General features: G+C 59.9%; 24 protein-coding genes, 1 tRNA gene and 1 pseudogene. 12 read left to right on the top strand and 14 right to left on the bottom strand.

The genetic code is table 11. The features are described from left to right. A complete protein-coding gene (locus RHP74_RS17415) occupies positions 1 to 663 on the top strand; it encodes a flavin reductase family protein (RefSeq protein ID WP_010460992.1) in 663 nt (220 codons plus the stop codon). A gap of 51 nt (positions 664 to 714) precedes the next feature. On the opposite strand, the gene RHP74_RS17420 is transcribed toward RHP74_RS17415, so the two are convergent. From RHP74_RS17420 to RHP74_RS17455, 8 genes are all read right to left on the bottom strand, one after another. Continuing rightward, the gene (locus tag RHP74_RS17420) at positions 715 to 1,374 is read right to left on the bottom strand and encodes a DUF799 domain-containing protein (protein ID WP_010460994.1); all 660 of its coding nucleotides are present in this window, start codon (positions 1,372 to 1,374) and stop codon (positions 715 to 717) included. Next, on the bottom strand, positions 1,371 to 1,712 hold the full coding sequence (locus RHP74_RS17425) for a DUF4810 domain-containing protein (protein WP_371857854.1): 342 nt from the start codon (positions 1,710 to 1,712) through the stop codon (positions 1,371 to 1,373). The genes RHP74_RS17420 and RHP74_RS17425 overlap by 4 nt, the downstream gene beginning before the upstream one ends. Positions 1,713 to 1,772: 60 nt before the next feature. Beyond that, positions 1,773 to 2,447 (bottom strand): CsgG/HfaB family protein, encoded by a 675-nt coding sequence (locus tag RHP74_RS17430; RefSeq protein WP_162179691.1) that lies wholly within the window; start codon positions 2,445 to 2,447, stop codon positions 1,773 to 1,775. Positions 2,448 to 2,662: 215 nt separating this feature from the next. Next, entirely contained in the window at positions 2,663 to 5,740 is a 3,078-nt protein-coding gene (locus RHP74_RS17435) for an error-prone DNA polymerase (protein ID WP_311095943.1), read from the bottom strand. After that, on the bottom strand, positions 5,737 to 7,152 hold the full coding sequence (locus RHP74_RS17440; protein ID WP_311095944.1) for a DNA polymerase Y family protein: 1,416 nt from the start codon (positions 7,150 to 7,152) through the stop codon (positions 5,737 to 5,739). The genes RHP74_RS17435 and RHP74_RS17440 overlap by 4 nt, the downstream gene beginning before the upstream one ends. Before the next feature lie 7 nt (positions 7,153 to 7,159). Continuing rightward, entirely contained in the window at positions 7,160 to 7,777 is a 618-nt protein-coding gene (gene imuA, locus RHP74_RS17445; protein ID WP_010461005.1) for a translesion DNA synthesis-associated protein ImuA, read from the bottom strand. Next, positions 7,777 to 8,394: a transcriptional repressor LexA gene (gene lexA / locus RHP74_RS17450; RefSeq protein WP_102593982.1), complete on the bottom strand. Its 618-nt coding sequence runs from the start codon at positions 8,392 to 8,394 to the stop codon at positions 7,777 to 7,779. The genes imuA and lexA overlap by 1 nt, the downstream gene beginning before the upstream one ends. Positions 8,395 to 8,432: 38 nt before the next feature. Continuing rightward, complete coding sequence (locus RHP74_RS17455; protein ID WP_010461008.1) at positions 8,433 to 9,350, bottom strand: LysR family transcriptional regulator; 918 nt, start codon at positions 9,348 to 9,350, stop codon at positions 8,433 to 8,435. 103 nt (positions 9,351 to 9,453) lie between these two features. On the opposite strand from RHP74_RS17455, the gene RHP74_RS17460 reads away from it, so the two are divergent. Together RHP74_RS17460 and RHP74_RS17465 are read left to right on the top strand one after the other, a co-directional pair. After that, a complete protein-coding gene (locus tag RHP74_RS17460; protein ID WP_282411043.1) occupies positions 9,454 to 11,196 on the top strand; it encodes an amidohydrolase in 1,743 nt (580 codons plus the stop codon). Between the two features lie 109 nt (positions 11,197 to 11,305). After that, complete coding sequence (locus RHP74_RS17465; protein WP_311095945.1) at positions 11,306 to 12,043, top strand: TorF family putative porin; 738 nt, start codon at positions 11,306 to 11,308, stop codon at positions 12,041 to 12,043. A gap of 30 nt (positions 12,044 to 12,073) precedes the next feature. On the opposite strand, the gene RHP74_RS17470 is transcribed toward RHP74_RS17465, so the two are convergent. Both RHP74_RS17470 and RHP74_RS17475 read right to left on the bottom strand, forming a co-directional pair. Then, entirely contained in the window at positions 12,074 to 13,042 is a 969-nt protein-coding gene (locus RHP74_RS17470) for a Gfo/Idh/MocA family oxidoreductase (protein WP_311095946.1), read from the bottom strand. A 15-nt stretch (positions 13,043 to 13,057) separates the two neighbouring features. Further along, the gene (locus RHP74_RS17475) at positions 13,058 to 13,945 is read right to left on the bottom strand and encodes a Dyp-type peroxidase (RefSeq protein ID WP_311095947.1); all 888 of its coding nucleotides are present in this window, start codon (positions 13,943 to 13,945) and stop codon (positions 13,058 to 13,060) included. Positions 13,946 to 14,346: 401 nt separating this feature from the next. On the opposite strand from RHP74_RS17475, the gene RHP74_RS17480 reads away from it, so the two are divergent. Next, positions 14,347 to 15,972, top strand: coding sequence for an NADP-dependent glyceraldehyde-3-phosphate dehydrogenase (locus RHP74_RS17480; protein WP_010461018.1), 1,626 nt, complete (start codon positions 14,347 to 14,349; stop codon positions 15,970 to 15,972). Positions 15,973 to 16,040: 68 nt separating this feature from the next. Next, positions 16,041 to 17,060: an FUSC family protein gene (locus tag RHP74_RS17485; RefSeq protein WP_177346256.1), complete on the top strand. Its 1,020-nt coding sequence runs from the start codon at positions 16,041 to 16,043 to the stop codon at positions 17,058 to 17,060. An 8-nt stretch (positions 17,061 to 17,068) separates the two neighbouring features. Here RHP74_RS17485 and RHP74_RS17490 read toward each other — a convergent pair whose 3' ends face one another. Then, the gene (locus tag RHP74_RS17490; RefSeq protein WP_077749695.1) at positions 17,069 to 17,962 is read right to left on the bottom strand and encodes a DMT family transporter; all 894 of its coding nucleotides are present in this window, start codon (positions 17,960 to 17,962) and stop codon (positions 17,069 to 17,071) included. A gap of 135 nt (positions 17,963 to 18,097) precedes the next feature. Between RHP74_RS17490 and RHP74_RS17495 the strand changes: the two genes are divergently transcribed. After that, on the top strand, positions 18,098 to 18,535 hold the full coding sequence (locus RHP74_RS17495) for an Lrp/AsnC family transcriptional regulator (RefSeq protein ID WP_010461024.1): 438 nt from the start codon (positions 18,098 to 18,100) through the stop codon (positions 18,533 to 18,535). A 57-nt stretch (positions 18,536 to 18,592) separates the two neighbouring features. Continuing rightward, on the top strand, positions 18,593 to 18,922 hold the full coding sequence (locus tag RHP74_RS17500) for a YceK/YidQ family lipoprotein (protein ID WP_311095948.1): 330 nt from the start codon (positions 18,593 to 18,595) through the stop codon (positions 18,920 to 18,922). A gap of 59 nt (positions 18,923 to 18,981) precedes the next feature. On the opposite strand, the gene RHP74_RS17505 is transcribed toward RHP74_RS17500, so the two are convergent. Beyond that, positions 18,982 to 19,653, bottom strand: coding sequence for a Bax inhibitor-1/YccA family protein (locus RHP74_RS17505; protein WP_010461027.1), 672 nt, complete (start codon positions 19,651 to 19,653; stop codon positions 18,982 to 18,984). Positions 19,654 to 19,776: 123 nt separating this feature from the next. Here RHP74_RS17505 and RHP74_RS17510 point away from each other — a divergent pair. Then, positions 19,777 to 19,864: transfer RNA gene (locus RHP74_RS17510), tRNA-Ser, on the top strand. 279 nt (positions 19,865 to 20,143) lie between these two features. Here RHP74_RS17510 and RHP74_RS17515 read toward each other — a convergent pair. Further along, a complete protein-coding gene (locus RHP74_RS17515) occupies positions 20,144 to 21,109 on the bottom strand; it encodes a hypothetical protein (RefSeq protein WP_311095949.1) in 966 nt (321 codons plus the stop codon). Positions 21,110 to 21,417: 308 nt separating this feature from the next. On the opposite strand from RHP74_RS17515, the gene RHP74_RS17520 reads away from it, so the two are divergent. The 4 genes and pseudogenes from RHP74_RS17520 to RHP74_RS17535 all read left to right on the top strand — a co-directional run bounded on the left by RHP74_RS17520 (position 21,418) and on the right by RHP74_RS17535 (position 23,556). Beyond that, positions 21,418 to 21,795, top strand: coding sequence for a hypothetical protein (locus RHP74_RS17520; RefSeq protein WP_311095950.1), 378 nt, complete (start codon positions 21,418 to 21,420; stop codon positions 21,793 to 21,795). 62 nt (positions 21,796 to 21,857) lie between these two features. Continuing rightward, positions 21,858 to 22,100 (top strand): annotated as a pseudogene (locus tag RHP74_RS17525) (transposase); the annotation flags it as partial. Between the two features lie 221 nt (positions 22,101 to 22,321). Further along, the gene (locus RHP74_RS17530; RefSeq protein WP_311095951.1) at positions 22,322 to 22,867 is read left to right on the top strand and encodes a transposase; all 546 of its coding nucleotides are present in this window, start codon (positions 22,322 to 22,324) and stop codon (positions 22,865 to 22,867) included. Then, positions 22,858 to 23,556, top strand: coding sequence for a transposase (locus tag RHP74_RS17535; RefSeq protein ID WP_311095952.1), 699 nt, complete (start codon positions 22,858 to 22,860; stop codon positions 23,554 to 23,556). The genes RHP74_RS17530 and RHP74_RS17535 overlap by 10 nt, the downstream gene beginning before the upstream one ends. Positions 23,557 to 23,673: 117 nt before the next feature. Here the strand turns inward: RHP74_RS17535 and RHP74_RS17540 are convergent, their stop codons facing one another. Next, on the bottom strand, positions 23,674 to 25,800 hold the full coding sequence (locus RHP74_RS17540; RefSeq protein WP_311095953.1) for a TonB-dependent siderophore receptor: 2,127 nt from the start codon (positions 25,798 to 25,800) through the stop codon (positions 23,674 to 23,676). Positions 25,801 to 25,963: the final 163 nt, after the last annotated feature.

Here is a 25,963-nt window from a genome sequence, read left to right on the forward strand (position 1 = left end):
ATGCAAAGCTTCGACTTCAGCACATTGAGTGCGCGGGACAAATACAAGATTCTGATCGGCAGCGTGGTGCCTCGGCCGATTGCGCTGGTCACTACGATTGATGGCGAAGGCCGGATCAATGCCGCGCCGTTCAGTTTCTTCAATGCGCTGTCCGCCGACCCGCCGATCCTGGCGCTGGGCGTGGAAAACTACGGCGACCAAAGCCCCAAGGACACCACCCGCAACATCCAGCTCAATCAGGAATTCACCGTCAACATCGTCAGCGATGCGCTGGTGGAGGCGATGAATGTATGCGCGGTGCCCTTCGCGCCCGGCTTCGATGAGTTGACGGCTGCGGGGCTGACGGCGATTGCCGGCACCACGGTCAAATGCCCGCGCATCGGCGAGGCGCCGGTGGCGTTGGAGTGTCGGCGGATGATGGCGCTGTCCATCGGGCAGTCGCGGGAAATTATCTTCGGGGAAGTGTTGATGGCGCATGTGCGGGACGAATTGATCGACCCGAAAACCTTGTACATCGATCAGCTGGGGCTGGATGCGATCGGGCGCATGGGTGGGCATGGCTATGCACGGACCCGGGATTATTTCGATTTACCGACGCGGTCGTTGCAGGCGTGGACGGATGCGCCGGGGGGTGGGGAGCGGTTTTGGCCTGTCACCAAATGATCGTCCCTTAACTGACCGTTCCCACGCAGCGTGGGAACGATCTCACTGGGTTCAATCAGTACCGTATTTCGGCGAACGCGGTCCGTACAGCAAGCCCGCCGGTTGCCCGGCCGACAGCAGGCGCGCACTGGCCACACCGGCAATCGGGTGACCGGCGTCGGTGGCGCTGTTGATCACTTGCTTGACCGCTGCCGTAATCAGCATGCCAACCAAGCCGCCGCCACCGTTGTTGCCGCCCTCTTCGCTCGAAGCCCGGGCCGAACCGGTCCACAGGGTGGTGCCGCTCTTGAGGTCGACCAGTTTCGCGGTGGCGGTCACCACGGTTTCGCTGCTGATGATCATGTAGCGCGTACCGTAGTCCGTCACGGTGATGTACAACGCCGCATCGGCACCGAAAATTTCCTGCAGCTTGTTGGCCGGGGCCTGGTGAATGTCCGCCGGTGTGGTCAGGCCATTCTGGCGGAATGTCTCATCGACCAGGGTGATCGGCAGCACGTAGTAACCGGCTTCTGCCAACGGGTACGTGACCTGCGACAACATGCTGTAGGACGCCTTGACGTCCGGCGAGTTGTTCAGCGGCGGCAGCACCAGAATGGTTTTCGGACGGGCTTGCTTGTACGCCGAATAGTCCACGGTCTTGGGGCTGACGCAGCCACCGAGCACAGCCAGCGCCAGCAACCCGGCCATCAGTTTCAATGAACGCGCGATCATTGGGTGTCTCCGGTCTTGGCGTTTTTAAGCAGAAAATCCATGTACGGCGTCGACTCGGGAAACAGGGTTTTCTCAGTCCTGAACTGCTGCACCATCTGATCGTCCTTGCCCATGCTCAGGTACAACAGCCCCAGGTGAGCGTGGTAGCCAGGCGGCGGCGTCTTGCCGGTGGACTTGATCTTCTGCAGGTCGCGTTCCAGCGCTTCGGCCTGGGCTTCCTTGGGTGTTTCACCCTTGAAGTACTCGTAAACTTCCGGCTGGTAGCTTTCCCACTGGTAAAGGGTTTTCGGGCCAGCGCAACCGGCCAACAGGCCGCTGACCAGCAATGTCGACGCCATCAGCGCCCACGACACATACGTCTTGAACATGCTTTTACCGCTCCTTGTCATCAACCTTGATCAGTTACCCGGTTTCCATGCCCCGGCGTTCATCCCGTCGACCAGGCGATTGATCGCCTCGCGCATGGCCAGGTCGAGCACTTTGCCGTTGAGGGTCGAATCGTAGGCAGCGGTGCCGCCGAAGCCGATGACTTCACGGTTGGACAAGGCGTACTCGCCCGCGCCCTGAGTCGAATAAACCACTTCGGAGGTGCTGATATTGACGATGTTCAGGTTGACCTTGGCGTAGGCCACCTGGGTCTTGGCGCGACCGAGAATGCCGAACAGCTGATGGTCGCCGGTTTCTTTGCGGCCGAACTCGGTGACATCACCGGTGACCACAAAGTCAGCACCCTTGAGGCGCTGGGACTGGCCCTTGATCGCGGCTTCCTGCTGGATCTCGCCCATGTTGTCGCGGTCCAGCACGCTGAAGCGGTTGGTTTGCTGCAAGTGAGTGATCAGGATGGTCTTGGCCTGACCGCCGAGGCGATCCACGCCGTCGGAGAAGATCCCGCGCATGTAGCTTGAACGGTTGTCGAACTTGCCGACCGCCATGGGCACACGAACACCGGCATACGCCACGCTGGCGCTTTCGACTTTTGCGACTGGCAAGGCGCGGGAGCTTTCCGTGGCGCAACCGGCCATGCTGCCCAAAAGGGCAATCGCTGCCGCCGATACCAACATCCGAGAGATCATTCTCACTGTGCATTCCTTCTGAAAAAACGGTTTATCCCGGCACGGCAATAGCCAACCGCTGCGGATTGCAGCGGCGAAAAAGCGAGGGGGAATCAAATCGATAATCGACGTGCGGGACGTCGGCGGCCGGCATTATGCCAAAGTGCCATCACTGATAACAGTGTTTAATTTTTTATTGGCGCCAATGCATTGGCTGTCGCGATCAGTGGTTGGGATCAGTGGAAATCGCGGCTGCGCACGCTGATGCCATCCAGCAAGGGGCTCAGGTCGCTCAAGCGTCCGGCAATCAGGTGGCGCACCTCGCCTTCCTTTTCCCAGCGGCCATCGACCTTGAGCAACTGCGAGCCGACCAGCACTTTTCGCTGCCGATCAGCCAGGTCGCGCCAGACGATGACGTTGATGTTGCCGAATTCGTCTTCGAGGGTGACGAAGGTCACGCCACTGGCCGTGCCCGGCCGTTGCCGGCCGGTGACCAGCCCGGCGACGCTGACCGGTCTCCCGTGCTCGACCTCCATCAGCTCTTTCGAACTGCGGCAACGTCGGGCTTTCAACTCACCACGCAACAACGCCAATGGATGCGGACCCAAGGTGGTGCCGACACTGTTGTAGTCGGCCAGCAGGTCCTCGCCCACTGTGGGTTTGGGCAGATAGATCGCAGGTTCTTCCTGACTCGGCAGGCCGGCAAACAAACCGAGTTGCTTCTGCACCCCCGCCACTTCCCAGCGCGCCCGATGACGATCGCCGGCCAGGCCCCGCAACGCACCGGCATCGGCCAGTTGCTCCTGGGCACGGGCGTCGAGTCGCGCGCGCTCGCCCAGGTCGGCGATGTCGACAAATACACCCTTTGCCCTCGCCGCTTCGATGCGCCGGGCATCGTCCTCGCGAAAGCCCTTGATCATCCGCAGCCCCATGCGAATCGCCGGCTGCGCGCCGGTGATCGGTTCGAGGCTGCAATCCCAGTCACTGGCGCGCACGTCCACCGGGCGAATCTGCAAATGATGCCGGCGCGCGTCCTGCAGAATCTGGTCCGGGCTGTAGAAACCCATGGGCCAACTATTGATCAGCGCACAGGCGAAGGCCGCCGGTTCATGGCATTTCAACCAGCAACTGGCGTAGGTCAACAAGGCGAAACTGGCGGCGTGGGACTCTGGAAAACCATAACTGCCGAAGCCTTTGATCTGTTCGAAGATCTGCGCGGCGAACTCGGCCGTATAGCCGTTTTTCTTCATCCCGGCGGCCAGCCGATCCTTGTGCGGTTCCAGTCCGCCATGGCGTTTCCAGGCGGCCATGGAGCGACGCAACTGATCAGCCTCGCCGGGGCTGTAGTCGGCGGCGACAATCGCAATCTGCATCACCTGTTCCTGAAACAGCGGCACGCCCAAGGTGCGTTTGAGCACGACTTCCAGCGCCGGGGACGGGTAAACCTCGGGTTCCTCCTTGTTTCGCCGTCGCAGGTACGGGTGCACCATCCCGCCCTGGATCGGCCCCGGACGGACGATCGCCACTTCGATCACCAGGTCATAGAAGGTCCGGGGCTTGAGCCTCGGCAGCATCGACATTTGTGCCCGGGATTCGATCTGGAACACGCCGATGGTGTCGGCACGGCCGATCATGTCGTAGGTTTGGACATCTTCGGCGGGGATCGTCGCCAGGCTCAAGTCCAGATGGCGATGACGACGCAGCAGATCAAAACAGCGGCGGATCGCACTGAGCATGCCCAAGGCCAGAATATCCACCTTGAGCAGCCCCACCGCATCGAGATCGTCCTTGTCCCACTGAATGATGGTGCGCTCGGCCATGGCAGCGTTTTCCACCGGCACCAGGCTGTCCAGTGGCTGCTCGGAAATCACGAAACCGCCGGGGTGTTGGGACAGATGCCGGGGGAAACCGATCAGTTGCTGAGTCAAACTCAGCACCCGGCGCAGCACCGGGCTCTCGGGGTCGAAACCGCCTTCAAGCAGGCGCTCCACGGGCGGCGTTGCATCGCTCCAGTGGCCGCAGCAATCGGCCAGGGCGTTGATCTGATCCGGTGGCAAACCCAGGGCCTTGGCCACATCGCGCACCGCGCCGGCCGCGTGATAGGTGCTGACCACTGCCGTGAGCGCGGCGCGGGTCCGGCCATAACGCTGGAACACGTACTGCAAGACCTCCTCGCGGCGCTCGTGTTCGAAATCGACGTCGATGTCCGGTGGTTCATTGCGCTCTTTGGAGAGAAAGCGTTCGAACAACAGCGTGGTGCGGTCCGGGTCGATTTCCGTGATGCCCAAGGCAAAACACACCGCCGAGTTCGCGGCAGAACCCCGGCCCTGACAGAGGATTTTTTGTTCACGGGCAAACCGCACAATGTCGTGCACCGTGAGGAAGTAGCTTTCATAGCCCAGCTCGGCGATCAGCTCCAGCTCCTTGTCGATCTGCACCAGCACCTTGGCTTGCGGGCCGTCCGGCCAGCGCCACGCGATCCCTTCATCGGTCAGATGCCGCAGCCAGGACGTGCCCGTCTGGCCTTGCGGCACCAGCTCGCGGGGATACTGGTAACGCAACTGGCCGAGGTCGAAGGTGCAACGCCGGGCAATGGTCAGCGTTTCATCGAGCAGTACTTGCGGGTAGATCGATTGCAGGGCATCGAGGCTGCGTACATGCCGCTCGCCGTTCGGATGCAGCCGCAACCCGGCCTCGGCCACCGGCAGGTGATGACGGATCGCGGTCATGGTGTCCTGCAAGGCGCGCCGTCCACGGGTGTGCATGTGCACATCGCCGCTGGCCACCGCAGGAATCCGCAGTTCCCGAGCCAGGGTCAACAGCGCGTCCAGTCGCCGGGTGTCGTCCTGCCCGCGATGCAACTGCACCGCCAGCCACAGGCCATCGGTGAACGTCTGTTTGAGCCAATGACCGCTGGAAAAATCATCGACCGTGTCCGGCACCCACAGCGCCAGCAACCCCGGCATCGGTTCACTGAAGTCCTCACGCAGCACTTGATACTGGCCTTTCTCCGTGCGGCGCCGCGCCCGGGTGATCAACCGACACAGGGTCTGGTAACCCTCAAGGTTTTCCACCAGCAGCACCAGCTTCGGACCGTTCTCGATGCGCACTTCACTGCCGATAATCAGCGGCAGCTCCACGGATTTGGCCGCTTGCCAGGCGCGGACGATACCGGCCAGGGTGCATTCATCGGTGATCGCCAGCGCTTGATAGCCGTGTTTTTTCGCCCGCTGAAACAATTCCAGGGCACTGGAAGCACCGCGCTGGAAACTGAAGTTCGACAGGCAGTGCAGCTCCGCATACTCGACGCTCATGCGAACCAGCCTTGCAGCCACAGCGGGCCACCCTCACCCACCGCACGGTAGGCCCAGCCCTGCTGGCCGGAACGGGTTTCGATCAGGTAGTAATCGCGGCGCACGTCGTCGCCGTCCCACCAGCCGGACTCGATGCGCTCCGGCCCCATGAGGATCCGCGTCGAGCCTTCGTGTACGGCCTGCGGCTCCGTCAGCAACCAGCCCGGACGCTGCACCCCCGCCAATCCCGCACACAGTTGTTTGTCGGCCCGCGCCTGCCACGCGCACTCTGGCCGGTGATCGGCCTGGAAACGCAAGCCATGCACCGCGTCATCCCCGAGCCGTGCACGCAAGCGTTCGCGCAGTTGCTCCCAGGGCAAGGACTGCTGCGGACGGTCGTCGAACAGTTCCTGACGTTGCGGGACGAAGCTCGGCAGGTCTTCGGCGCGCAGCCGAAAACCGCGCACCGGGGCCTCGACCTGCACCTGTTCCAGCCGTCCCCGGGCCAGTTCGAAGAGCATCGCCGGATCGCGCTCGGCGCTGAGCAAGCCGACCTTGATCAGCGTGTCCGGCAAGCCGGCGTGTTCCAGGTGCAGGTCGAAACGCTGCACGCCACTGTCCCGGCCACAAAGGAAGGCCGACAGATCGCCGGTCAAGCGACGCAATGGAAACAACAACGCCTGATGGGATTGCACATCGAAGTTGAGCTCGATGCGCACATCAAAACGGTCCGGCGGCAGGTAGAACGCCAGCGCCAGCCGCCGCTCGCCGAACAGCGCATCCAGGTGCTTGAGCACTTGGGCCTCGAAACGTCGCGCCAGGCTGTTGCGCGGCAACGCCTGAACCTGGCTCAAGGTGCGCAACCCCATGCGCGACAACGCCGTGGCCACCGCCGGTTCCAGGGCGATCCGGTCAACCGGCAATTGCCCCAGGTGATAGCGCAAGGCTTGATCGTCCGGCACCACCAGGCCGTCATACATATTGGCCAACACCCGCGCAGCCACCGGGTTGGGCGCGGCGACGATCCGATGCCGAAAGCCCAGTTCGCCGAGCTCGGCACGCAACCGCGCCTCGAACTGCGGCCACGGCCCGAACAACCCCAGGCTGGATTCGATTTCAAACACCACGGCACGCGGGTAATGCACGCTAACCTGAGAGCTGAACCGATAGGCCCACGCCGCCAGGAACTGTTGCCAGTGCTCGATCTCGGCGACATCGTATTCGGCCGTGACAAAACTTTTGCTCAAGGCCTGGGCGGCGGTCATCGACTGCCCCGGGCGCAAACCCAGCGCCTGCGCCGGAGCGTTGACCGCTTGCAACACCCGGCGCTGTGCCGGGCCCGTCAGCAGCGCCAACGGTTCATCGGGATCGGGGCGCTGACGCAGTACCGCGTCCAGCGCCAATTGCGGGAAGAGAATGCACACCCAGCGCATGGCAACCTCAATGCCCCACGGGAAAGGCAATCGGCGCCGAACGCGCCAACCCGCCCCGGCACTTGAGCACACGCAACTGTGCAGGCCGGGCATCGATGGCGATGCGCAGCGCCGCAGGCGAAGGGTTGATGGCTTCGTTGATCGAGCGATAGGCGAACGCCAGGGTCGAGCCGGTTTCGGCCGCCACCTGCAAACGCCGCAACGCCCGGTCATCGGCCTTGTGCGGCCAGCACAGCACCGCGCCGCAACTGCCCGAACGCAGGCATTGTTCCGCCGCCCACAGCGCATCGCGCTCGCTGGCCTGGATGATCGACAACTGGCGCAGATCGACCCCGGCGTTCTGCCAGGCCTGGGGATACGGCACGTAAGGCGGCGCCACCAGCACAATGCGCTCGCCCGCCGCCGACAGCCGCGCCAGGGCCGGCCACACCAGTTGCAACTCGCCAACGCCCTGCCCGGCCAGGAGGATTTCGGTCAGCGCCGCCTCCGGCCAGCCGCCGGTGGGCAACGCCGCGTCCAGCGCGGCATGCCCGGTCGGTTGCGGGCTGACAGATGGTGGCGCAGGCCGGCCCTTCCAGACCTGGCCGCCATTGAACAGCGTATCCAACGCAACGACGGCGCCCATCACCCTTGCCTCACCAGACCGCAGAACACGCCTTCGATGGCCAGGTCCTGACTGGCCTCGACGATGATCGGCTTATAGGCCGGGTTGCGTGGCAACAACCGGACAACATCGCCGACCCGCTCGAAACGCTTGATGGTGACTTCGCCGTCGAGCCGCGCCACGACGATCTGACCGTTGAGCGCTTCGGGATTGCGGTGTACGCCCACCAGGTCGCCGTCGAGAATGCCGTCCTCGATCATCGAGTCGCCCTGGACCCGCAGCATGTAGTCCGGCACTCGCGAGAAGATCGACGGGTCGAGCAGCAAGCGGCTGTGCACTTCGGCATCGGCACCGATCGGCGCACCCGCAGCGACCCGCCCGAGTACCGGGATGTCCAGCAATTCGGGCCGCGCCGGTTGCCCGAGCAAACGAATGCCCCGGGCCTGATGCGGGTTGACCTCGATAAAACCGGCCTCGGTCAGCGCCAGCACATGCTTGCGCGCCACGCTGCGGGAGGCGAAACCAAATGCCTCGCTGATTTCAGCGAGGCTCGGGGATTGACCGTGCTCCGCGATTCGATCACGGATAAAGGTCAGGATGGCGGTACGGCGGGGAGTTAAAGTCGTCATGGAGTACATTTGTACTCTTTCGGCATTTTCCTGGCAAGGACCGCCAGTCAGCTCAAGCCACGCGACGCCAGAAACCCTGCGATGTAATCGATGAAGGCCAGCACTTTGGCGGTTGCCCGCCGATGACTGGGGTACACCGCCAGGATGTACGAGCCAAAACTGTCGGGATCGATGTCGTAATCGGCCATTACCCGCACCAGCCGCCCGTCGGCGATGTACGCCGCGGCACTCCACAACGGCGTGTGCAGCAAACCGCGTCCGGCCAGTGCGTTGGCCAGCAGCAGGTCGTAGTTGTCACTGCGCAATCGTGGTGATTGCGGTTGCGCCAGGCTCAATCGTTGCCCGTCGCGCTCGGCCCACCAGAACTCGCGGCTGAGCAACGGATGACGGTAGAGCAGCCATTCGTGGTCATCGAGGGTGTCCGGCGTGACCGGCAACCCCTTGCGCGCCAGATATTCAGGGCTGGCGCATAACGCCAGCCGATTGCTGCCGACGACGCGAGCAATCAACCCCGGCAAATCGTCATGCCCCTCGCGCAACGCCAGGTCGTAGCCGCTTTCCAACAGGTTGACGAACTCATCGCACAGGTCCACTTGCAGGTTGATCTGCGGGTATTGCTCCAGAAAGCCGCCGCACACCTGATCGAGAAAAGCCTGCCCATACGCCAGCGGCGCGGTGATTTTCAGGTTGCCGCGCAGGCCATGCTGCAACTGCTCGATTTCCTCGCCGGCCTCCTCCAGCCGCTGCAACACCTGGCGCGCGGTTTCCAGATAAAGACGACCCGATTCGGTCAGCAAAATCCGTCGGGTGCTGCGTTCGAACAAGCGGGCGCCGAGCTCCGCTTCGAGGTGATTGACCGCTTTGGTCAAGGCCGACGGGGTCTTGCCCAGTTGCTCGGCGGCGCGGCTGAAACTGCCGAGTTGCGCCGTGACCACGAACATTTTCAATGCACCCAACTTGTCCATTCTTTTTCCATTCAGGCAAAAACGTTTTTCGTGAGCGAGGCGTTCTGCTGGCCGTGACAAGCCACTAATCTGGCCATCAGACGCAATAACAAGGAAACATTCAATGAAAAGATTCATTCCGAATCTATTGATGGCCGCCGTCAGTTTTGCCTCGATGGAAGCCATGGCAGCGGCCGATCTGGTGCTGTTCAATGGCAAGATTTTCACCGCCGACCGCGCGCAACCGAAGGTGCAGGCGTTGGCGGTGCAGGACGGCAAAGTGCTGCAAGTGGGCAGCGATGCGCAGATCAAGGCCCTGATCGCGTCGGGCACCAAAGTCGTCGACCTCGGCGGAAAAGCCCTGATGCCCGGCCTGATCGACAGTCATTCCCACGCCATATTCGGCGGTCTGGAAATGACCTCGGCCAATATGGAAGACGAGGTGGTCGACCTCGACGAACTGGAAAAACGCCTGAAAGCCTGGCGCGATGACGGCAAGGCCAGGCATGGTGATGTGCTGGGCGTGGCTGGCATGAGTTCGGCTTATTGGGCCCAGGCCGAAGCTTTTGGCCAGAAATTCAACGCTGGCGAGTGGGCCAAGGTTCCCGTGGTGTTCACCGGCAGCGATCACCACACCGCGTGGGCCAACAATGTGATGCTCGAACGCGCCGGGATTGATGCGGCGCTGCTCAAGTCATTGCCGGACGCCGAGAAAGACACGATCGGCAAACTCGCCGATGGCAGCCCCAACGGTTTTCTGGTGGACGCCGGCTGGGATCGCGTCGCTTCGAAGATGCCGGTGCCGAGCCCCGCCGACATGTTGAAAGCCGCGCAATCCGCCGTGCGCTACAACAACAGCCTGGGCATCACCGCGTGGATGGACCCCGCCGCCAACGCCGCACCCGGCGAACCCGTGTTCGCGCTCAAGCCCACGGAGAACACCGTCGGCGTGCTGCCGGTGTACAAAGCGCTGGCCGAAAGCGGCGGCATGAGCGCCCACGTCGCTGCACTGCTGGTGGCCAATCCGAAAAGCGTGCCGGCCGATCTCGACACCCTGGACAAGGTCCGCCAGCAATTCCAGGGCATCCCGAACCTGACCTTGCCCGGGGTCAAGATCTTCGCCGACGGCGTGATCGAATACCCGGCGCAGAGCGCGGCGATGATCGATCCTTACAGCAACTCGCACAAACAGGGTGAACTGCTGATCGATCCGAAGCACTTTGGCGAATTGGTCAGTGCCATCGATCAGCGCGGCTGGCTGGTGCACATCCATGCCATCGGCGACCGCGCAGTGCGTGAATCGCTGAACGGCATCGCCCAGGCGCGCAAGGACCGCCAGAGCGGCGTGACCCACTCGATCACCCACCTGCAAATGGTCAACCCGAAAGAGTTCGCGCGGTTCAAACCGCTCAACGTCATCGCCTCGATGCAACTGCTGTGGGCCAGCGCCGACGAGTACACCCTGGACATGATCAAGCCGTATGTCAGTGCGCTGGCTTTCCGTTACCAATATCCGGCGCACTCATTGCTCAAACAGGGCGCGACCATCGCCGGCGCCAGTGACTGGGCGGTGTCTTCTCCCAATCCATGGAACGCCATGGCCCAGGCCATCTCACGGGAAGGCCCGCTGGGCGTGCTGAACGCCGATGAGCGCATCGATCGCGAAACGATGTTGTATGCCTACACCCTGAACGCTGCGCGCACCATCGGCCTGGAGAAGCAGATCGGTTCGTTGAGCCCCGGCAAGCAAGCCGACTTCATCGTGCTGGACCGCGACGTGTTCAGCGTCGACAACAAAGCCCTGCATGACACCCAGGTGCTGCAAACCTGGTTCGCCGGTCGCGAAGTCTACGCACCGACGCTGTAAGAAAAATCATCTGAAACCACTGCCCGCCCCCCGCGTTTGTCGCCGGGGTTCGGCGCAGCCTTGCCGTAAAAAATCTGCCCATAACAATCACAATAACGGGACGCACCCCATGAAAGCTTTCACCCTGTTCGCCCTCGGTTCCTTGAGCCTTCTTCCCTTGAGCAGTCAGGCGCTGCCCTTGAATGACGATTTCGCCCTACTGGTCGACCTGACCCTGGCCAGCGACTACCGCACCCGTGGCATTTCGCAAACCCAGAATGACCCTGCGGTGAAGGCCGGTTTGACCCTGGCCCACAGCAGCGGCCTGTACCTCGGCGCATGGAGTTCAAACGTTGATTTCGGCGGCGGTCTGAAGACCCGACAGGAAGTCGATTACTACGCCGGTTGGCTCTGGCAAGCGACCGATGCGGTCAGCCTGGACCTTGGCTATCTCAAATACGCTTACCCCAGGGAAAGTCAGTTTAACCAGGGCGAGACCTACGCAATCCTCAGCGCTTATGGCGTGAAGCTGGCGGCCTACTACTCCGCGGATGCGCCAGGCATCGACAGCAAGCAGAGCTCGCTGTACAGCTACGTGGGCTACGAAACCGAGTTGCCTTACGACACCGGTCTGAAACTGCGATACGGCAACATGGATTTCAAGGACCCGCACCTTTACTCGATGTCAGGCCAGGCCGAAGACTCGTATCGCGAATGGGAGGTCAAACTGTCCCACGAACTGGCCGGTGTGATGCTGGGTTTGAGTTACATCGATACTGACCTGTCGAAAAACCAGTGCGTCAGTAATTGGGGTTATGGAGATGTCTGCACCGCGACCGTAGTAGCAAGCCTGAGCAAATCCTTCTGACCCCCACAGGATTGCGTTGAAGCTTAAATTTCAGGTGCGCTTGAGGATCTGGTCCATCACCCAGTCGGTTTTCAGCGCGTGTTCGGCCATCGCCGGATGCAGCGCTTCGCCACGGATGTGCGCGTTCATGCCCAGCACGTGATGCCACTGGATGTGCTCGTGATGGTCGATGTGCAGGCTGAGATTTTCATCCGCCTCAAGTCGCACCGGGTGCTCATCGAACACCGAAAAACTGATCCGGCCCTGGCTGCCGATCAGTTCTACCCGATCTTCGCGGCGGTCGGCGACGAAATTCCAGCAGCCCATGCCCAGGGCACCCGAAGCAAACCGCCAACTGGCGCTGACGGCGTCTTCGGCGGCATACAAACCGGCCTGCCGCGCGGTAAAACCGGCGACTTCGACGATATCCCCGAGCAAATACTGAAACAGATCGAAGCCATGACTGGCCAGGTCGGCGAAGTAGCCGCCGCCGGCAATCAGCGGGTCGGTGCGCCAATTGTCGGCGCCACCCAGATCGCTCGGTGAAGGCGCCTTGGTCAGCGTCCAGGACAGGTGCCGCACCTCGCCGATCCGCCCCTCCTCCAGCCACTGCCGCACTTGCGCAAAGCGCGGCAGAGAACGTCGGTAATAGGAAACGAACAGGTGCAGTCCGGCGTCGGCAAAGACCTTTTGCATCTCGCGGCTTTGCCCGGCATTCAGCGACATCGGTTTTTCGACGCAGCAATGTTTGCCGGCTGCGGCGACCTGCAAGCTATAGGCGTGGTGACTGTCGGGTGGCGTGGCGATGTACACCGCGTCCACCTCAGGATCATTGATCAGCGCTTGCGCATCGGTGTAAACCCGGGCGATGCCGTGACGTGCGGCGTAGTCGGTCACCGCGTCCAGCCGCCGCCCCATCACCGCCACCAATGCCGAACCGGGGGCCTTGTAAAAGGCCGGCCCGCTCTTGCGTTCAGCGACACTGCCACAACCGATCATGCCCCAGCGCACTACGTCCATGTTCTCTCCTTATCCTTAGCCGATGCGCAAGGCGCGCAGGTCCAGATGGCCGTCCTTGAGTGGCGGGCACCAGTAGTAGCCGCCGGTGATCGGGCGGCTGATGCGATACAAACCGTCGGTAATGCCGTCTTCCAGTCCGCTCATGCGCCGCAGTTGGGCTTCGAAGGCGTCGAGGGAAAAACCGAACGCCAGAAACATCAGGCCGGCGCGGTCCTCTTCGATCCACGGCATCGAGCGACGGACCACGAACGCCTCAGGGGCGAAGCTTTCCTGGGCGGTGCGTTTGACGTGGGCGGAAATCGGCGCGTCATCGAGTTCTTCGTTATCGCTCAAGCGACGGCCCATGATGTTGTCTTTTTCCTGGGACGGCATCGCGTGGAAGCCTTTCAGATCATGCTGCCACTGCTGGATCGCGGCGAAGCTGCCACCGACCAATCCTTCCGCGCCCTCGCCCAACAGCGCGGCGGCGACGGCGGCTTCGTCGTGCGGGTTCTCGGTGCCGTCTTCGTAGCCGGTCAGGTCGTGGCCGGTCATGTGGCGGAAGGTTTCGTTCATCTGCACCAGGCGCAGGGCCGGTGCCAGCGCGGCTTCGATGGCGTTGCTGCGATTGAGCAGTTCACCGCGGTCGACGCCGTGTAGCCAGCACCAGAGCGCGTGTTGGGTCGACGGGTTGTCGACGCCAACGCCGGTCAGCGCCGGAAACGGTCGCAGGCCATCGATCTGTGCGTGCAGCGCCTTGACCAGGGATTCACCAAAGCCGACCACCGCCGATTTTCCGTCCACCAGTTGCATCAAGTTGTCGAGCGCGGCCGGCAATGCTTCGGCGGATTCGAGGGCGAAGAACATATGGCGGGCTTGAGGCGGAACGGGGGTGGCGAGAATGCCCGGCTGGTAGTAACTCATATGAACTCCTTGAAAAAGAGCACGGAGTTTAACCGGAGCACGAGGGTTTGTGTGGCTTTGCCATCCTTCCCCACACGACGAAATCGCGCTGGGCTCTGATTGCGAAACGCGCTGGAGCTTATCGTTAACACCGCTGAGCAGCGCCGGAAAGACGCCGCCCATCAACGCCAAACAAAGGCTAGGCTTTTCAGAGACTCGAATGGCCCGCATGGTCGTCCTCTCGTGGGGTCCCCCCTCTGGGGGCCAACCAAAGGGGCATCTGGGACCAGGACCGACGGTGCCGGCCATCCCACGATCGAAAACCCTGAACCGCCGAACGATGAGATGAGTCATGACAAGCGAGGCCGAGGTCTGCTAAAACGATTCATCAGTTCATCACCCAATCCAGACGGGGTAGCGACATGACCACAGCACATATCCTTGGCAACCTGTTTCCCGACTCAAGCGACATCCCGGAAAAATACCGCCTCGACGGTCAGACCGAGCAGCGTGAATACCTGGTCGACGGCGAACTGAAAACCTGGTCCGGCCCCCTCGCCCAAGTCCGCAGCCCGGTGTACCTGACCGGCGAAAATGGCGATGAACAAGTGATCCTCGGCAGCACGCCGCTGCTCGATGCAGAAACCGCATTGACCGCGCTCGACGCCGCCGTCCGCGCCTATGACCGGGGCCAGGGTTTGTGGCCGACCATGCGCGTGGCTGAACGCATCCAGCACGTCGAAACGTTTCTGGGCCGCATGCGCGAACAGCGTGAGGCGGTGGTCAAGCTGCTGATGTGGGAGATCGGCAAGAACCTCAAGGACTCGGAGAAAGAGTTCGACCGCACCTGCGATTACATCGTCGACACCATCAATGCCCTCAAGGAACTCGACCGTCGCTCCAGCCGCTTCGAGCTGGAACAGGACACCCTGGGGCAGATTCGCCGCGTACCGATGGGCGTCGCCTTGTGCATGGGGCCTTACAACTACCCGCTGAACGAAACCTTCACCACGCTGATTCCGGCGCTGATCATGGGCAACACTGTGGTGTTCAAACCGGCCAAGCTGGGTGTGCTTTTGATTCGGCCGCTGCTGGAAGCCTTTCGCGACAGTTTCCCGGCCGGGGTGATCAATGTGATCTACGGCAGCGGCCGCGAGACCGTCAGCGCACTGATGGCCAGCGGCAAGATCGATATCTTTGCGTTTATCGGCACCAATAAAGCCGCCAGCGACCTGAAAAAACTCCACCCCAAACCTCACCGCTTGCGCGCGGCACTGGGCCTGGACGCGAAGAACCCGGGCATCGTGTTGCCGGAGGTTGATCTGGACAACGCCGTCAACGAAGCGGTGACCGGCTCACTGTCGTTCAACGGTCAGCGTTGCACCGCCCTGAAAATCCTTTTCGTCCATGAAGACGTGGTCGAGTCGTTCATCGAGAAATTCAACGCCAAACTGGCCACTCTGAAACCGGGTATGCCATGGGAAAGTGGTGTTGCGCTGACGCCGCTGCCCGAAGCGAGCAAGGTCGATTACCTGCACTCGCTGGTCGCGGATGCAGTCAGCAAAGGCGCCACCGTAGTCAATCCAAATGGCGGTGAAGCGCGCGCGTCGTTCTTCTACCCGGCGGTGCTGTTCCCGGTGACGCCGCAGATGCGCGTCTACCAGGAAGAACAATTTGGCCCGGTGGTGCCGATCGTGCCTTACCGGCATCTCGATACGGTGATCGACTACGTCCTGGAGTCGGACTTCGGCCAGCAGTTGAGTATCTTCGGCACCAACCCGGTGGCGGTCGGTCGGCTGGTGGACACCTTTGCCAACCAGGTCGGCCGGATCAACCTCAACGCCCAGTGCCAGCGCGGCCCGGACACCTACCCGTTCAACGGCCGCAAGAACTCCGCCGAAGGCACATTGTCGGTGCATGATGCGCTGCGGGTATTTTCGATCAGGACGCTGGTCGCGACCAAGTTCCAGGAAACCAACAAGGAACTCATCAGCGAGATCATCAGCGGACGCAGTTCGAGCTTCCTGACCACCGATTACATCTTCTGAGGACACCGAGCCTGAACACGTTCAGAGCCCATCGACTGCCACCGCTGCTGCGCCGGTTACTGCGTCCGTTGCTGGACCCGTATCGGCGCTATCGCTACGCCAAGCTGATCCACGCGGTCCGCGTGTCGCTCGGCTTGTTGGCATCGATCATGCTGACCACCGGCATCAACCTGCCCCACGGTGAGTGGGCGTCGGTAACGATGCTGGTGGTGATCGGCGGTTTGCAGCACCACGGCAACATCGGCAAAAAAGCCGCCGAGCGTGCCATCGGTACGTTGATCGGCGCCGCTATCGGCCTGCTGCTGGTGGCGCAACAGGCCTGGCTCGGGATGCCTTGGCTGACCTATTTTGTGATGTCGGCGGTGTGCGGGTTTTTCTCGTATCACGCCATCGGCAAGGGCGGTTACACCGCGCTGCTGGCGGGGATCACGGTGTTTATTGTCGCCGGGCATGGCGACAACCTAATCTCCGACGGACTGTGGCGCGCAGTGGACATTCTGATTGGCGTGGCCCTGGCACTGGCCTTTTCTTTCGCCCTGCCGTCGTATGCGGTTTTTTCCTGGCGCTACAACCTGGCCAGCTCGCTGCGCGATTGTGCGACGATTTATGGACGCATTATTGATGGTCAGTCCGTCTCCGATGACGAACACCTGAAGCTGATGAATCGCCTGAACGCGTCGATGGTGCAATTGCGTTCGCTGATGCCGTCGGTGTCCAAGGAAGTGAAGATTTCCATGACCGAACTCGATGCGATTCAGCGTCATTTGCGAATGTGCGTCAGCACCTTGGAAATCCTTGGTAACACCCGGCCGGACTCCAAGGATCGCGACGCCATGGCGCATCTGCAATCGAGTTTCAAAGCCGAACACCGGCAGATTCGCGTGCAGCTGATCGGCATGGCCCGGGCGCTGAAAACCGGTGCATCGCAGCGACTCAGTCGCCCCATCGATTTGCCGGTTGATTCAAGTCTTGAAACACCGGTCTACAACCCGCTGGACGGCCATCAATTATTGATACGCCAGTTCGCTTCGAACATCGGCGAGATGCGCCAACGACTGGCGAAGACCGCGCCGCGCTGGAACATCTGACGCCCGTCTTATTGTGTGACCGCCCGACGAGACTTCAAACCCCAACCCTGCTGCATGCCCGCGGCAGCCAGCAGAATCGCGGCAACACCGACCCACTGCAGCGGTTCGAGGCGATGACCGAAGGCAAACCAGTCAACGAAAATCGCCGCAATCGGGTAAATGAAAGACAACGCCCCGGTCAATGCCGTCGGCAGTTTTTGAATCGCGCCGTACAGCAGCACATACATCACGCCGGTGTGGACGATGCCCAGCGTCACCAGGCTGGCCCAGGCGCTGGGTGCTTGCGGCAACGCTGAAAAGTGCGCAAATGGCGCGAGCAGCAGCACCCCGGTGCTGACCTGGATCAGGGCAATCAAATGCGGTGGCGTGCCGGTCAGGTGTTTGATAATCAGAGCTGCAATCGCATACAGAAACGCCGCCCCCAAGGCCAGACCGATGCCCATCAGGTAATCGTTGCCACCTGCGCCCTGCTCGCCATGAGCGCTAACAATGGCCAGCATCCCGAGAAACGAAATGCCCAGCCAGAACAGTTTTTGCAGGGTGATCTTCTCGCCCAGAAACAACGCCGCCAACCCGACCAGCATGAACGGTTGAACGTTATAAACCGCCGTGCCGATGGCAATTGAGGCACGGGAATAAGAGGCGAACAACAACACCCAGTTGCCGACAATCGCGACCCCGCTGAGCACTGCCAGCAGGAAGGTGGTGCGGGTCAGAATGCCCGGACGCAGGAAGCCGAATGCCGCGCAGATCAACAACAGCGTGCCGGCGCCGAACACGCACCGCCAGAACACCACGTCCAGCACGGGCTGCCCGGACACCAGCACGAACCAACCGATGGTCCCGGAAATCAGCATGGCGGCGGTCATTTCGAATGAACCGCGACGTATGTTTTTGTCCATCATCAGACTCCTGTGATTGAGGCCAAATTATGCCAATCCGTCCAAGGGCATCTCCAGCGCAAAAAGCAGGCTAAACTCGGTTTTTGCCTTTTTTATCAAGGCGTATTCAGCCAAAGGCCTAACAGGGGATTTGCCATGACCGACGACATCGACCAAGTGCTCATCACCGCATTAATGGACGACTCACGCCGCTCGCTCAAGGCGCTGGCGCAGATCAGCGGCCTGTCCTCGCCCAGCGTTGCCGAGCGTTTGCGGCGACTCGAAGAGCGTGGCGTGCTTAAAGGTTACACCGTCGAAATCGACCCCAAGTGCTTTGGTTATCAACTCCAGGCCATCGTGCGGATCCGCCCGTTGCCGGGCCAGTTGCAGGAAGTCGAACGGCAGATTCAGGCCATCCCGGAATTCACCGAGTGCGACAAAGTCACCGGCGATGACTGCTTCATCGCCCGCCTGCATGTGCGCTCGATGGAGCAACTGGACACCCTGCTCGATCGCCTCAACACCCACGCGGAGACCAACACCGCCATCGTCAAGAAGACCCCGGTCAAACGCCGCTTGCCACCGATGGCGTGAGTGCGGTTTTGATTGGAAACGCGTAAATTGACCGCTTTCCGGCTAAGGATTGGCGGTATGAAAATTCAGGTGGTTTTACTCGCGACGTTGTTGCTCGCCGGCTGCGGCACGGTTCAAACAGTTGTGCGCGGGGATGAAGTGGCTTCGAAGAGTCTCAAGGAGTACAAAAGTTACTGCGGTGCCGTTCCCCGTATCTACAGCGGCGTGACTTACGATTTCTGCATGCTCTATGCTCCCCTGCAAAAAGGACGGGATGCACAGTTGCATGACAGTGCTCCGGCCATTGTCCTTATCGACGCAGTCATTTCCGGCGCCCTCGATACGTTGCTCCTGCCCTATACCATCTACCGCCAGCAGGCCGATGGCAGCATTATCATCACGGAATGAGCCCGAATTCCGGGCGATAAAAAACCCGCCTGAGCGGGTTTTTTACTTAGAGCCTGCGATTAATCATCGCGGCTCATGATGCCGAACAGCTGCAACAAGCTGACGAACAGGTTGTAGATCGATACATACAGGCTGATGGTCGCCATGATGTAGTTACGCTCGCCGCCGTGAATGATGGCGCTGGTCTGGAACAGAATGCAGACCGAGGAGAACAGCACGAAACCTGCGCTGATCGCCAGTTGCAGACCGCTGATCTGGAAGAAGAAGCTCGCCAGCGTCGCACCCAGCAGAACAAAGAAGCCTGCGGTGATGAAACCACCGAGGAAACTCATGTCCTTGCGGGTGATCAGCACGTAAGCCGACAGACCACCGAACACCAACGCCGTCATCGCGAATGCCGAACTGACAACTTCAGCGCCGCCCTGCATGCCCAGGTAGCGGTTGAGGATCGGGCCAAGCAGAAAACCCATGAAACCGGTCAGGGCAAATGCCGACACCAGGCCCCAGGCCGAGTCACGGAGTTTGTTGGTGAGGAAGAAAAGCCCGTAAAAGCCGATCAGCACCACGAAAATATTCGGGTAGCCGACACGCATCTGCTGAGCAACGAACGCCATCACGCCGCTGAATGCGAGGGTGAGAGCGAGCAAGCCGTATGTGTTGCGCAGGACGCGGCTAACCTCTAGCTGCTCAACCTGCACGCTGTTATTAACTGCGTAATCCTGTTCGCGCATGGCGACACTCCTGTTGGTTTGAAACGTTCAGTCGCAAAGATCATAACAGACGCTCTGTAACAAGCCATGCAGAGAGTTTGACAGTGTGTTTCATTCAGGTATTATGGCGCCCGCAACGCAAACGGAGGTGTGGCCGAGTGGTTTAAGGCAACGGTCTTGAAAACCGTCGACTGTAACAGGTCCATGAGTTCGAATCCCATCGCCTCCGCCATCTTTATACGACAAAGCCCTGATTATTCAGGGCTTTTTCGTTTCTGGATTTTGACAAAACCCTGCAGCCCATACTTCAGCCCATACCTTGGATAAATCATCGATTTTCGACGAGCGGCTAACATTTGAACCCCTCATCGCTGGCAATCAGTGCGGTAGCAAGGATCGATCAGGTATGAAACGCGAAAGCATGTGGGGCTTGGGTGAACAAATAAAATTCATTCGAAAACGCCGCTCAAGGTCAATCGTAACGATTCGCCGAATCGATGCCCGTAGCCTGCTAGTGGACCGTTGGTGGGAGGATGATTTGGGGGGCGTCTGGCATGACGATCCCGCTGGCCTCAGATTTAAGTCTCGATGCCACTTCTAAACCAATGGCCTCCATTACAAAAATGTCTTCCTCCCCAACCTCCAGCCCCATATAGGCGTAATTCAACCATTCGCTATAGCTGTCGATTGTCTGCTGTGACAACCCAAAAAATTCTGGATAGGACAACCGGCTAAGAAGGTCTGCCAATTGATCCCCGTCGATATCGCCCCTGGCGTGCATCTGTAGAAGCAGTCGTACGCAGACTTCATGGCTATGTTCACCGTTTTTGTGGCGAAGCATGGTCACTACCCTTCTATAGCGCCCTGAGATCAACTTATCGATAATCTCAGCTCTCTCGTTGCCCTGGATAGCCTTGATCTGGACTCCTGCGATGATCCCCTTGCCGGCACCAATCTCTGTCGCGAGCTCTGCGTTCCCCTTCTCGTTGATCGAGTAAAAATGCAAGTCATAGGGGCTTGCGGGGTCATAGAACCTAGCCGTAAGCGGATTGCTTTCTAGCCTTTTATTAGCCGTGATGAAGGGTATCTGCAGGCTGATCTGTTTGTCCGTTACTTGCCAGGCTCCTCTCCCAGTGCACCAGGCGAAAACCCGACGCCCAGCGGTGAATGGGTTGTCAGCACACTCTCGACAAAATGCGGCCTCCATCACCAGGCCCTTGAATGCCTCTATGGGCCGGGAGGTGGAGAGTTTCCAGAAACTTCCATTACCAGTGGAATTGACCGTAGCATTGCCACTAGCGATTGCATCGCGAAGAGTTACGTTTCGAAACTGGAGTCTGAGCAGCCCTTCTTTCTCTTCTGGAGAAAGATTTGGATCGAGTGCATTCAGCATCGTCGGGCTAGCAGACTGGATGAGCAGTCTGTCGCGCTCTGGAACCAGTGGTGAATCCCAGGCAGTTGAGTCAGTTCTGAGCATAATCGCTCCAAATTGTTGACCTTGCATTTCACTGCATCAAAAGTCATAGAGATGGATGACGACGTGATGGTCGTTCAAGAAGGCTGCATTGGTGGGCCGCGTTGCGATGGCGGTGCGCCATACTGCCATCACAAACCATTAGGTGCTATATGAAAGTACTGGTGCCTACTGCGCGACGTGTGACCATCCAGGAATAGGGTAACCAGCCCCTGAGCATGGCCACCCGGACCTCCTTACGTTTCGAAGCCCTATTCGATATCGTAGCCCCCCAGTGATAGCATTATGCCTCACACAAGAAGGAGAGTTGCATGATCGGCATGGTTGAAGGGTTCCCCATATCTGACTGGATACGGGCTCGGGATGTTGCGCGTGATTTGCTGATTCAGAGAGCTCGCCGGCCTGCAGCACAGACCATCACATATGGTGACCTAGTGGCCCAGCTCCCTATTGCTATCGAGCCCGATGATCCACGACTAAGTAAATTGCTGGATGAAATTTCCAGACAGGAATTCGCAGAAGGTCGAGGGTTCTTGACTGTTCTGGTCGTTCATAAACGGGGAGACCTGATGCCAGGTAAAGGCTTCTTTGAGATGGCCGCAGATTGCGGTGTGGCGTTCACCAACCGTGAGCGTTTCTGGACAGAGGCGTTTAATGAGGTGCTCTGGACTTGGCGGGCCACCAGTTAATGAATCGCCCCGGGGTTCGTAGACACCTCTTTGCCTTAAACTGAGGCCAATTAGGAGGTGCCATGAGCAACCCGCGTTACCCCGAAGAATTCAAAATCCAAGCGGTCGATCAAGTGACCGAAAAGAAGCTGCCTGTCGCTGATGTGGCAGCACGTCTTGGTGTGTCGACGCATAGCCTCTATGCCTGGATAAAGCGCTACAGCAATCCTCAGGAGGAGCGGCAGCAGGATGATGATCAGCACGCCGAACTGCGTCGCCTGCGAGCGGAACTCAAGCGGGTCACTGAAGAGCGAGACATCTTAAAAAACCGCCTCCCCAGCGCTCCGCGGCCCATTGGATTAGAAACACTGCGTTCTACACTGATCCTACTGGACAGTGGTCGCTGGCTTTTTGGAGGCTTAGACCCCGTCAAAAAACTTGACCAGGGGAAGCTGCGGACCCGTTAGTGGTGGCACGTTCCGTGACCCCGTTTAGGAAGGTGATTTGATCCGAGTCCCCGTCCAGTTCAACTTGACTGGAGGTGCTCATGAAAAAGCATGATCTGAAGCAGCGTGGGTTACCGGTTATTCATGATTACGCAGCCGGCATTGATATTGGCTTACGCTTTCATGTGGTGGCCGTTCCTGCAGACCTGGCCAAAGAATCCGTTCAAACTTTCCAGGCCTTCACTGCCGATCTCGAGCGCATGGCCAACTGGCTGGTAAGTCTTGGGATAACGACGGTCGCCATGGAATCAACAGGCGTTTACTGGATTCCGGTTTACGAAATACTGGAAGCGCACGGCCTTCAGGTCTTACTCGCCAATGCGCGTGATGCCCGGGCGGTGCCAGGACGCAAAACCGATGTGAATGATGCACAGTGGATTCAACGACTGCATGCCTGTGGGCTGCTTCGAGCCAGCTTTCACCCAGATCGTGAGATTTCGGCTTTGCGCAGCTATTTGCGGCTGCGGGAGCGTCATCTCGATTATGCCGCGGCGCATATTCAGCACATGCAAAAAGCTCTCACGCACATGAACCTGCAATTGCATCACGTCGTGGCCGATATCACCGGCTGTCGGGGATGCGGATAATCCGCGCCATCGTCGCAGGCGAGCGCAGCCCCTCCTCGTTAGCGGCGCTGAGTGACAAGCGCTGCAAGGCAGGTGTTAATGTGATTGAGGCATCGCTGGCCGGCAACTACCAGCCCGAGCACGTTTTCGCTTTGACGCAGGCGCTGTCCATGTATGACGCTTATCAAGCGCAGCTACTGGTTTGCGACCAGCAGATTGCACAAACGCTGATTAAGCTCTCGCAGGAAAAGACATTGCCCGCTGAGTCGTTGCCAAAACCACGGCATAACACTCGGCAACCCAACGCGCTCAATTTCGATGTCCGTACCTTGCTCTATCAACTGGTCGGTGTTGATCTGACCCAGATCCACGGCATCGGCCCCTACCTGGCTCTTCGGCTGGTCGCCGAGTGCGGCACGGATCTGAGTCGATGGCGGACTCGCCACCATTTCACTTCCTTGCTCACCCTTGCGCCCGGCTGTCGCTTCAGTGGCCAAAAATCGAGTGACCGCCCATCTGCGCTTAGCCGCTGCGACCGTCGGCAGAACGAACACGGCATTGGGTGCGTTGGGTGCGTTTTATCGGCGTCTTGCGGCTCGAATCGGCAAAGCCAAGGCCGTCACAGCTACCGCCCGAAAGATCGCGATCCTGTTCTACAACGCCATGCGTTTCGGCATGAATTATCAAGACCCGGGAGCCGATCACTTTGAGCAAAAATATCGCAAGCGAGTCGTCAAAGGCCTACACCGACGCGCAGCTGAGTTTGGTTTTACGCTGCAACCCTCCCGCGTTATCGCGGAAGACTCGGCGTGCACCAGCACTGCACGCTACAAGGTGTAGGAAATGCCAACTTGTACTGTTCGCGGCGCCCCCGGATAGGCATAGACGTTACCGAATGCGCCTTCTTCATAGTCACGATCAAACAGGTTTTTCACGTCAAGATTGAGCCGCACCTTGTCATTGATCTTGTAGAAGCTGAGCAAATCGACAACGGTGTAGCTGCCCATCGAAAACGCGGTGTTGGCGGTTTGCCCGGCGCGCTCGTCGACGTACTTGAGCCCGGTACCCAAGCCCAACCCCTTGAGGGTGCCATCCTGGAACTCATACATATTCAACAGGCTGAAGCTGTTTTTCGGGATGTTCAGCAGGCGCGTGCCAGAGCGCAGCACGTTGTCTTTGGTCACTTCGGCATCGACATAGGCGTAGCCGCCAATCACGCGCCATTCGGGCGTGAGGTTGCCGGCAACGTTGAGGTCGAAACCACGGCTGCGCACCTCGCCGGCCGCAACGCTGAAGGTCGAATCAACAGGGTCGGTGGTCAACACGTTACGTTTTTCGATCTGGTAGACCGCCGCGTCAACACTCAACTGCTGATCCAGCGCTTCCCACTTGATACCCATTTCGTAAGACTTGCCCTTCTCCGGCGCAAACCCGCCGCCCTCGCGGCTCGCGCCGGTGTTGGGCTTAAAGGAGCGCGCAGTGTCGGCATAGACCGCTAATGTCTCGGTCAGGTCGTAGGTCACGCCGATGCGCGGGGTCACCGCGTTGTCACTGGCCTGCCAACTCTTGCCGCCCGGCACGAAGGTTTCGTAGTCATGTTCGAAGCGTTCGAAACGCGCCCCGGCCAGCACCTTCAATTTGTCGGTCAATGCCACCTGATCCTGCACGAACGCTGCATACGTCTTGAGGTTTTCCTTGTCATGAGTCGGCGTGCGAGTCAGCGCCGGACGCGGCTGGCCGTACACCGGGTCGAAGATGTCGATCGGGTACGCGCCGACCGCACCGCTGGAGCGTTGAATGATCGACTTGTAGTCGTAATCTTCGTACTCGATACCGGTGAGCAACGTGTGCTGCAAACCAGCGGTATCGAAATGGCCGGTCAGATTGAGTTGGGTGTCCTTGTCGGTCCACTCCAGCTTGCGATAGTTGAAGTTGCGCCCTAACGTGCGGCCGTCAGCGGCAATGCCGTTGGCCTCGACCGCGTTGCCCTTGAGCGAACCATCGAGCCACTGGAAACCGCCCCCCAGCGTCCAGTCGTCGTTGAGCATGTGTTCGAAACGCAGTTGCGCCATGTTGTTGTCGTTGTGCAGTTTGCCAGCGTCTTTTTCGCCGAAAAAGCTGTCGCGGGAGGCGGTGCCAATCTGTTTGGCGTAGCGGGTAACGCCTCGATCCAGAGGCGCGTTGTTACGCATGAAATCACCTTCGAAAATGAGCTTGGTCGCGTCGGTTGCCTGCCACGTCAGCACAGGAGTGATACCGTAGCGCTCGTTTTCGACGTGATCGCGGAAAGTGTCGCCGCCCTCGCCCACTACGTTCAGTCGATAGGCCAGGCGCCCCTCTTCGTCGAGCGGGCCGGAAGCGTCCAGCGTGCCGCGCTTCATGCCCTGATCGTTGAGTTGACTGCCCAGGGTGACGGTGCGCTCGGGCAACGGCTGTTTGGAAACCACGTTGAAGGTGCCGCCAGGATCACCCCGACCGTAGAGCATGGTGGCCGGGCCGCGCAGCACTTCGAGTCGCTCGATGGTGTTGGCATCCGGCATGTTCGGGTAGCCGCGGTTGATCGGAAAACCGTTGCGGTAAAACTCGCCGGTGGTGAAGCCACGAACGGTAAACGTGGTCAGGCCCTGCCCACCGAAATTGTTCGCCCGCCCCACGCCCCCGGCGTAGTCCAGCGCGTCCTGCAAACGGGTGGCGCCCAGATCCTCGACTGCATCCTTCGAGACCACACTGATCGATTGCGGGGTTTCATGGATCGACGTGTCGGTACGCGTGGCGCTGGCCGAGCGCGTCGCCCGATAACCCTGCACCGGGCCGTCCGCCCTTTCGTAATTCGCGGTACCGATAACATCGGTTGCGTCCAGCTCAAGCGTTGAGGGAGCTACATCCGTTTGTTCAGCCCATGAGGAAGACGACAACGCTTGCAATACACAAATGGAAAACAGGGTTCGACGCATGGAGAGGAAAACCTTAACAAATAGGCCAATACAGAGGGTGCAACCGCCAAAAACCAAGCGAGCATGCTATATAAAACCATTCGCAATTAACACTAATTCCCATTCACACACAAAAAATAGTTACCGAACAACTCATCACGTCATTCGGACAATTGCCGTTTCT

The sequence above is a fragment of the Pseudomonas sp. SG20052 genome (assembly GCF_031766055.1).
GTDB lineage: Bacteria > Pseudomonadota > Gammaproteobacteria > Pseudomonadales > Pseudomonadaceae > Aquipseudomonas > Aquipseudomonas mandelii.

Bases quoted from the DNA above. Each gene is read 5' to 3' on its own strand.
- RHP74_RS17415 (WP_010460992.1), top strand. From the start codon at position 1: ATGCAAAGCTTCGACTTCAGCACATTGAGTGCGCGGGACAAATACAAG.
- RHP74_RS17420 (WP_010460994.1), bottom strand. From the start codon at position 1,374: ATGATCGCGCGTTCATTGAAACTGATGGCCGGGTTGCTGGCGCTGGCT.
- RHP74_RS17425 (WP_371857854.1), bottom strand. From the start codon at position 1,712: ATGGCGTCGACATTGCTGGTCAGCGGCCTGTTGGCCGGTTGCGCTGGC.
- RHP74_RS17430 (WP_162179691.1), bottom strand. From the start codon at position 2,447: ATGATCTCTCGGATGTTGGTATCGGCGGCAGCGATTGCCCTTTTGGGC.
- RHP74_RS17435 (WP_311095943.1), bottom strand. From the start codon at position 5,740: ATGAGCGTCGAGTATGCGGAGCTGCACTGCCTGTCGAACTTCAGTTTC.
- RHP74_RS17440 (WP_311095944.1), bottom strand. From the start codon at position 7,152: ATGCGCTGGGTGTGCATTCTCTTCCCGCAATTGGCGCTGGACGCGGTA.
- imuA (WP_010461005.1), bottom strand. From the start codon at position 7,777: ATGGGCGCCGTCGTTGCGTTGGATACGCTGTTCAATGGCGGCCAGGTC.
- lexA (WP_102593982.1), bottom strand. From the start codon at position 8,394: ATGTACTCCATGACGACTTTAACTCCCCGCCGTACCGCCATCCTGACC.
- RHP74_RS17455 (WP_010461008.1), bottom strand. From the start codon at position 9,350: ATGGACAAGTTGGGTGCATTGAAAATGTTCGTGGTCACGGCGCAACTC.
- RHP74_RS17460 (WP_282411043.1), top strand. From the start codon at position 9,454: ATGAAAAGATTCATTCCGAATCTATTGATGGCCGCCGTCAGTTTTGCC.
- RHP74_RS17465 (WP_311095945.1), top strand. From the start codon at position 11,306: ATGAAAGCTTTCACCCTGTTCGCCCTCGGTTCCTTGAGCCTTCTTCCC.
- RHP74_RS17470 (WP_311095946.1), bottom strand. From the start codon at position 13,042: ATGGACGTAGTGCGCTGGGGCATGATCGGTTGTGGCAGTGTCGCTGAA.
- RHP74_RS17475 (WP_311095947.1), bottom strand. From the start codon at position 13,945: ATGAGTTACTACCAGCCGGGCATTCTCGCCACCCCCGTTCCGCCTCAA.
- RHP74_RS17480 (WP_010461018.1), top strand. From the start codon at position 14,347: ATGACCACAGCACATATCCTTGGCAACCTGTTTCCCGACTCAAGCGAC.
- RHP74_RS17490 (WP_077749695.1), bottom strand. From the start codon at position 17,962: ATGGACAAAAACATACGTCGCGGTTCATTCGAAATGACCGCCGCCATG.
- RHP74_RS17495 (WP_010461024.1), top strand. From the start codon at position 18,098: ATGACCGACGACATCGACCAAGTGCTCATCACCGCATTAATGGACGAC.
- RHP74_RS17500 (WP_311095948.1), top strand. From the start codon at position 18,593: ATGAAAATTCAGGTGGTTTTACTCGCGACGTTGTTGCTCGCCGGCTGC.
- RHP74_RS17505 (WP_010461027.1), bottom strand. From the start codon at position 19,653: ATGCGCGAACAGGATTACGCAGTTAATAACAGCGTGCAGGTTGAGCAG.
- RHP74_RS17515 (WP_311095949.1), bottom strand. From the start codon at position 21,109: ATGCTCAGAACTGACTCAACTGCCTGGGATTCACCACTGGTTCCAGAG.
- RHP74_RS17520 (WP_311095950.1), top strand. From the start codon at position 21,418: ATGATCGGCATGGTTGAAGGGTTCCCCATATCTGACTGGATACGGGCT.
- RHP74_RS17530 (WP_311095951.1), top strand. From the start codon at position 22,322: ATGAAAAAGCATGATCTGAAGCAGCGTGGGTTACCGGTTATTCATGAT.
- RHP74_RS17535 (WP_311095952.1), top strand. From the start codon at position 22,858: ATGCGGATAATCCGCGCCATCGTCGCAGGCGAGCGCAGCCCCTCCTCG.
- RHP74_RS17540 (WP_311095953.1), bottom strand. From the start codon at position 25,800: ATGCGTCGAACCCTGTTTTCCATTTGTGTATTGCAAGCGTTGTCGTCT.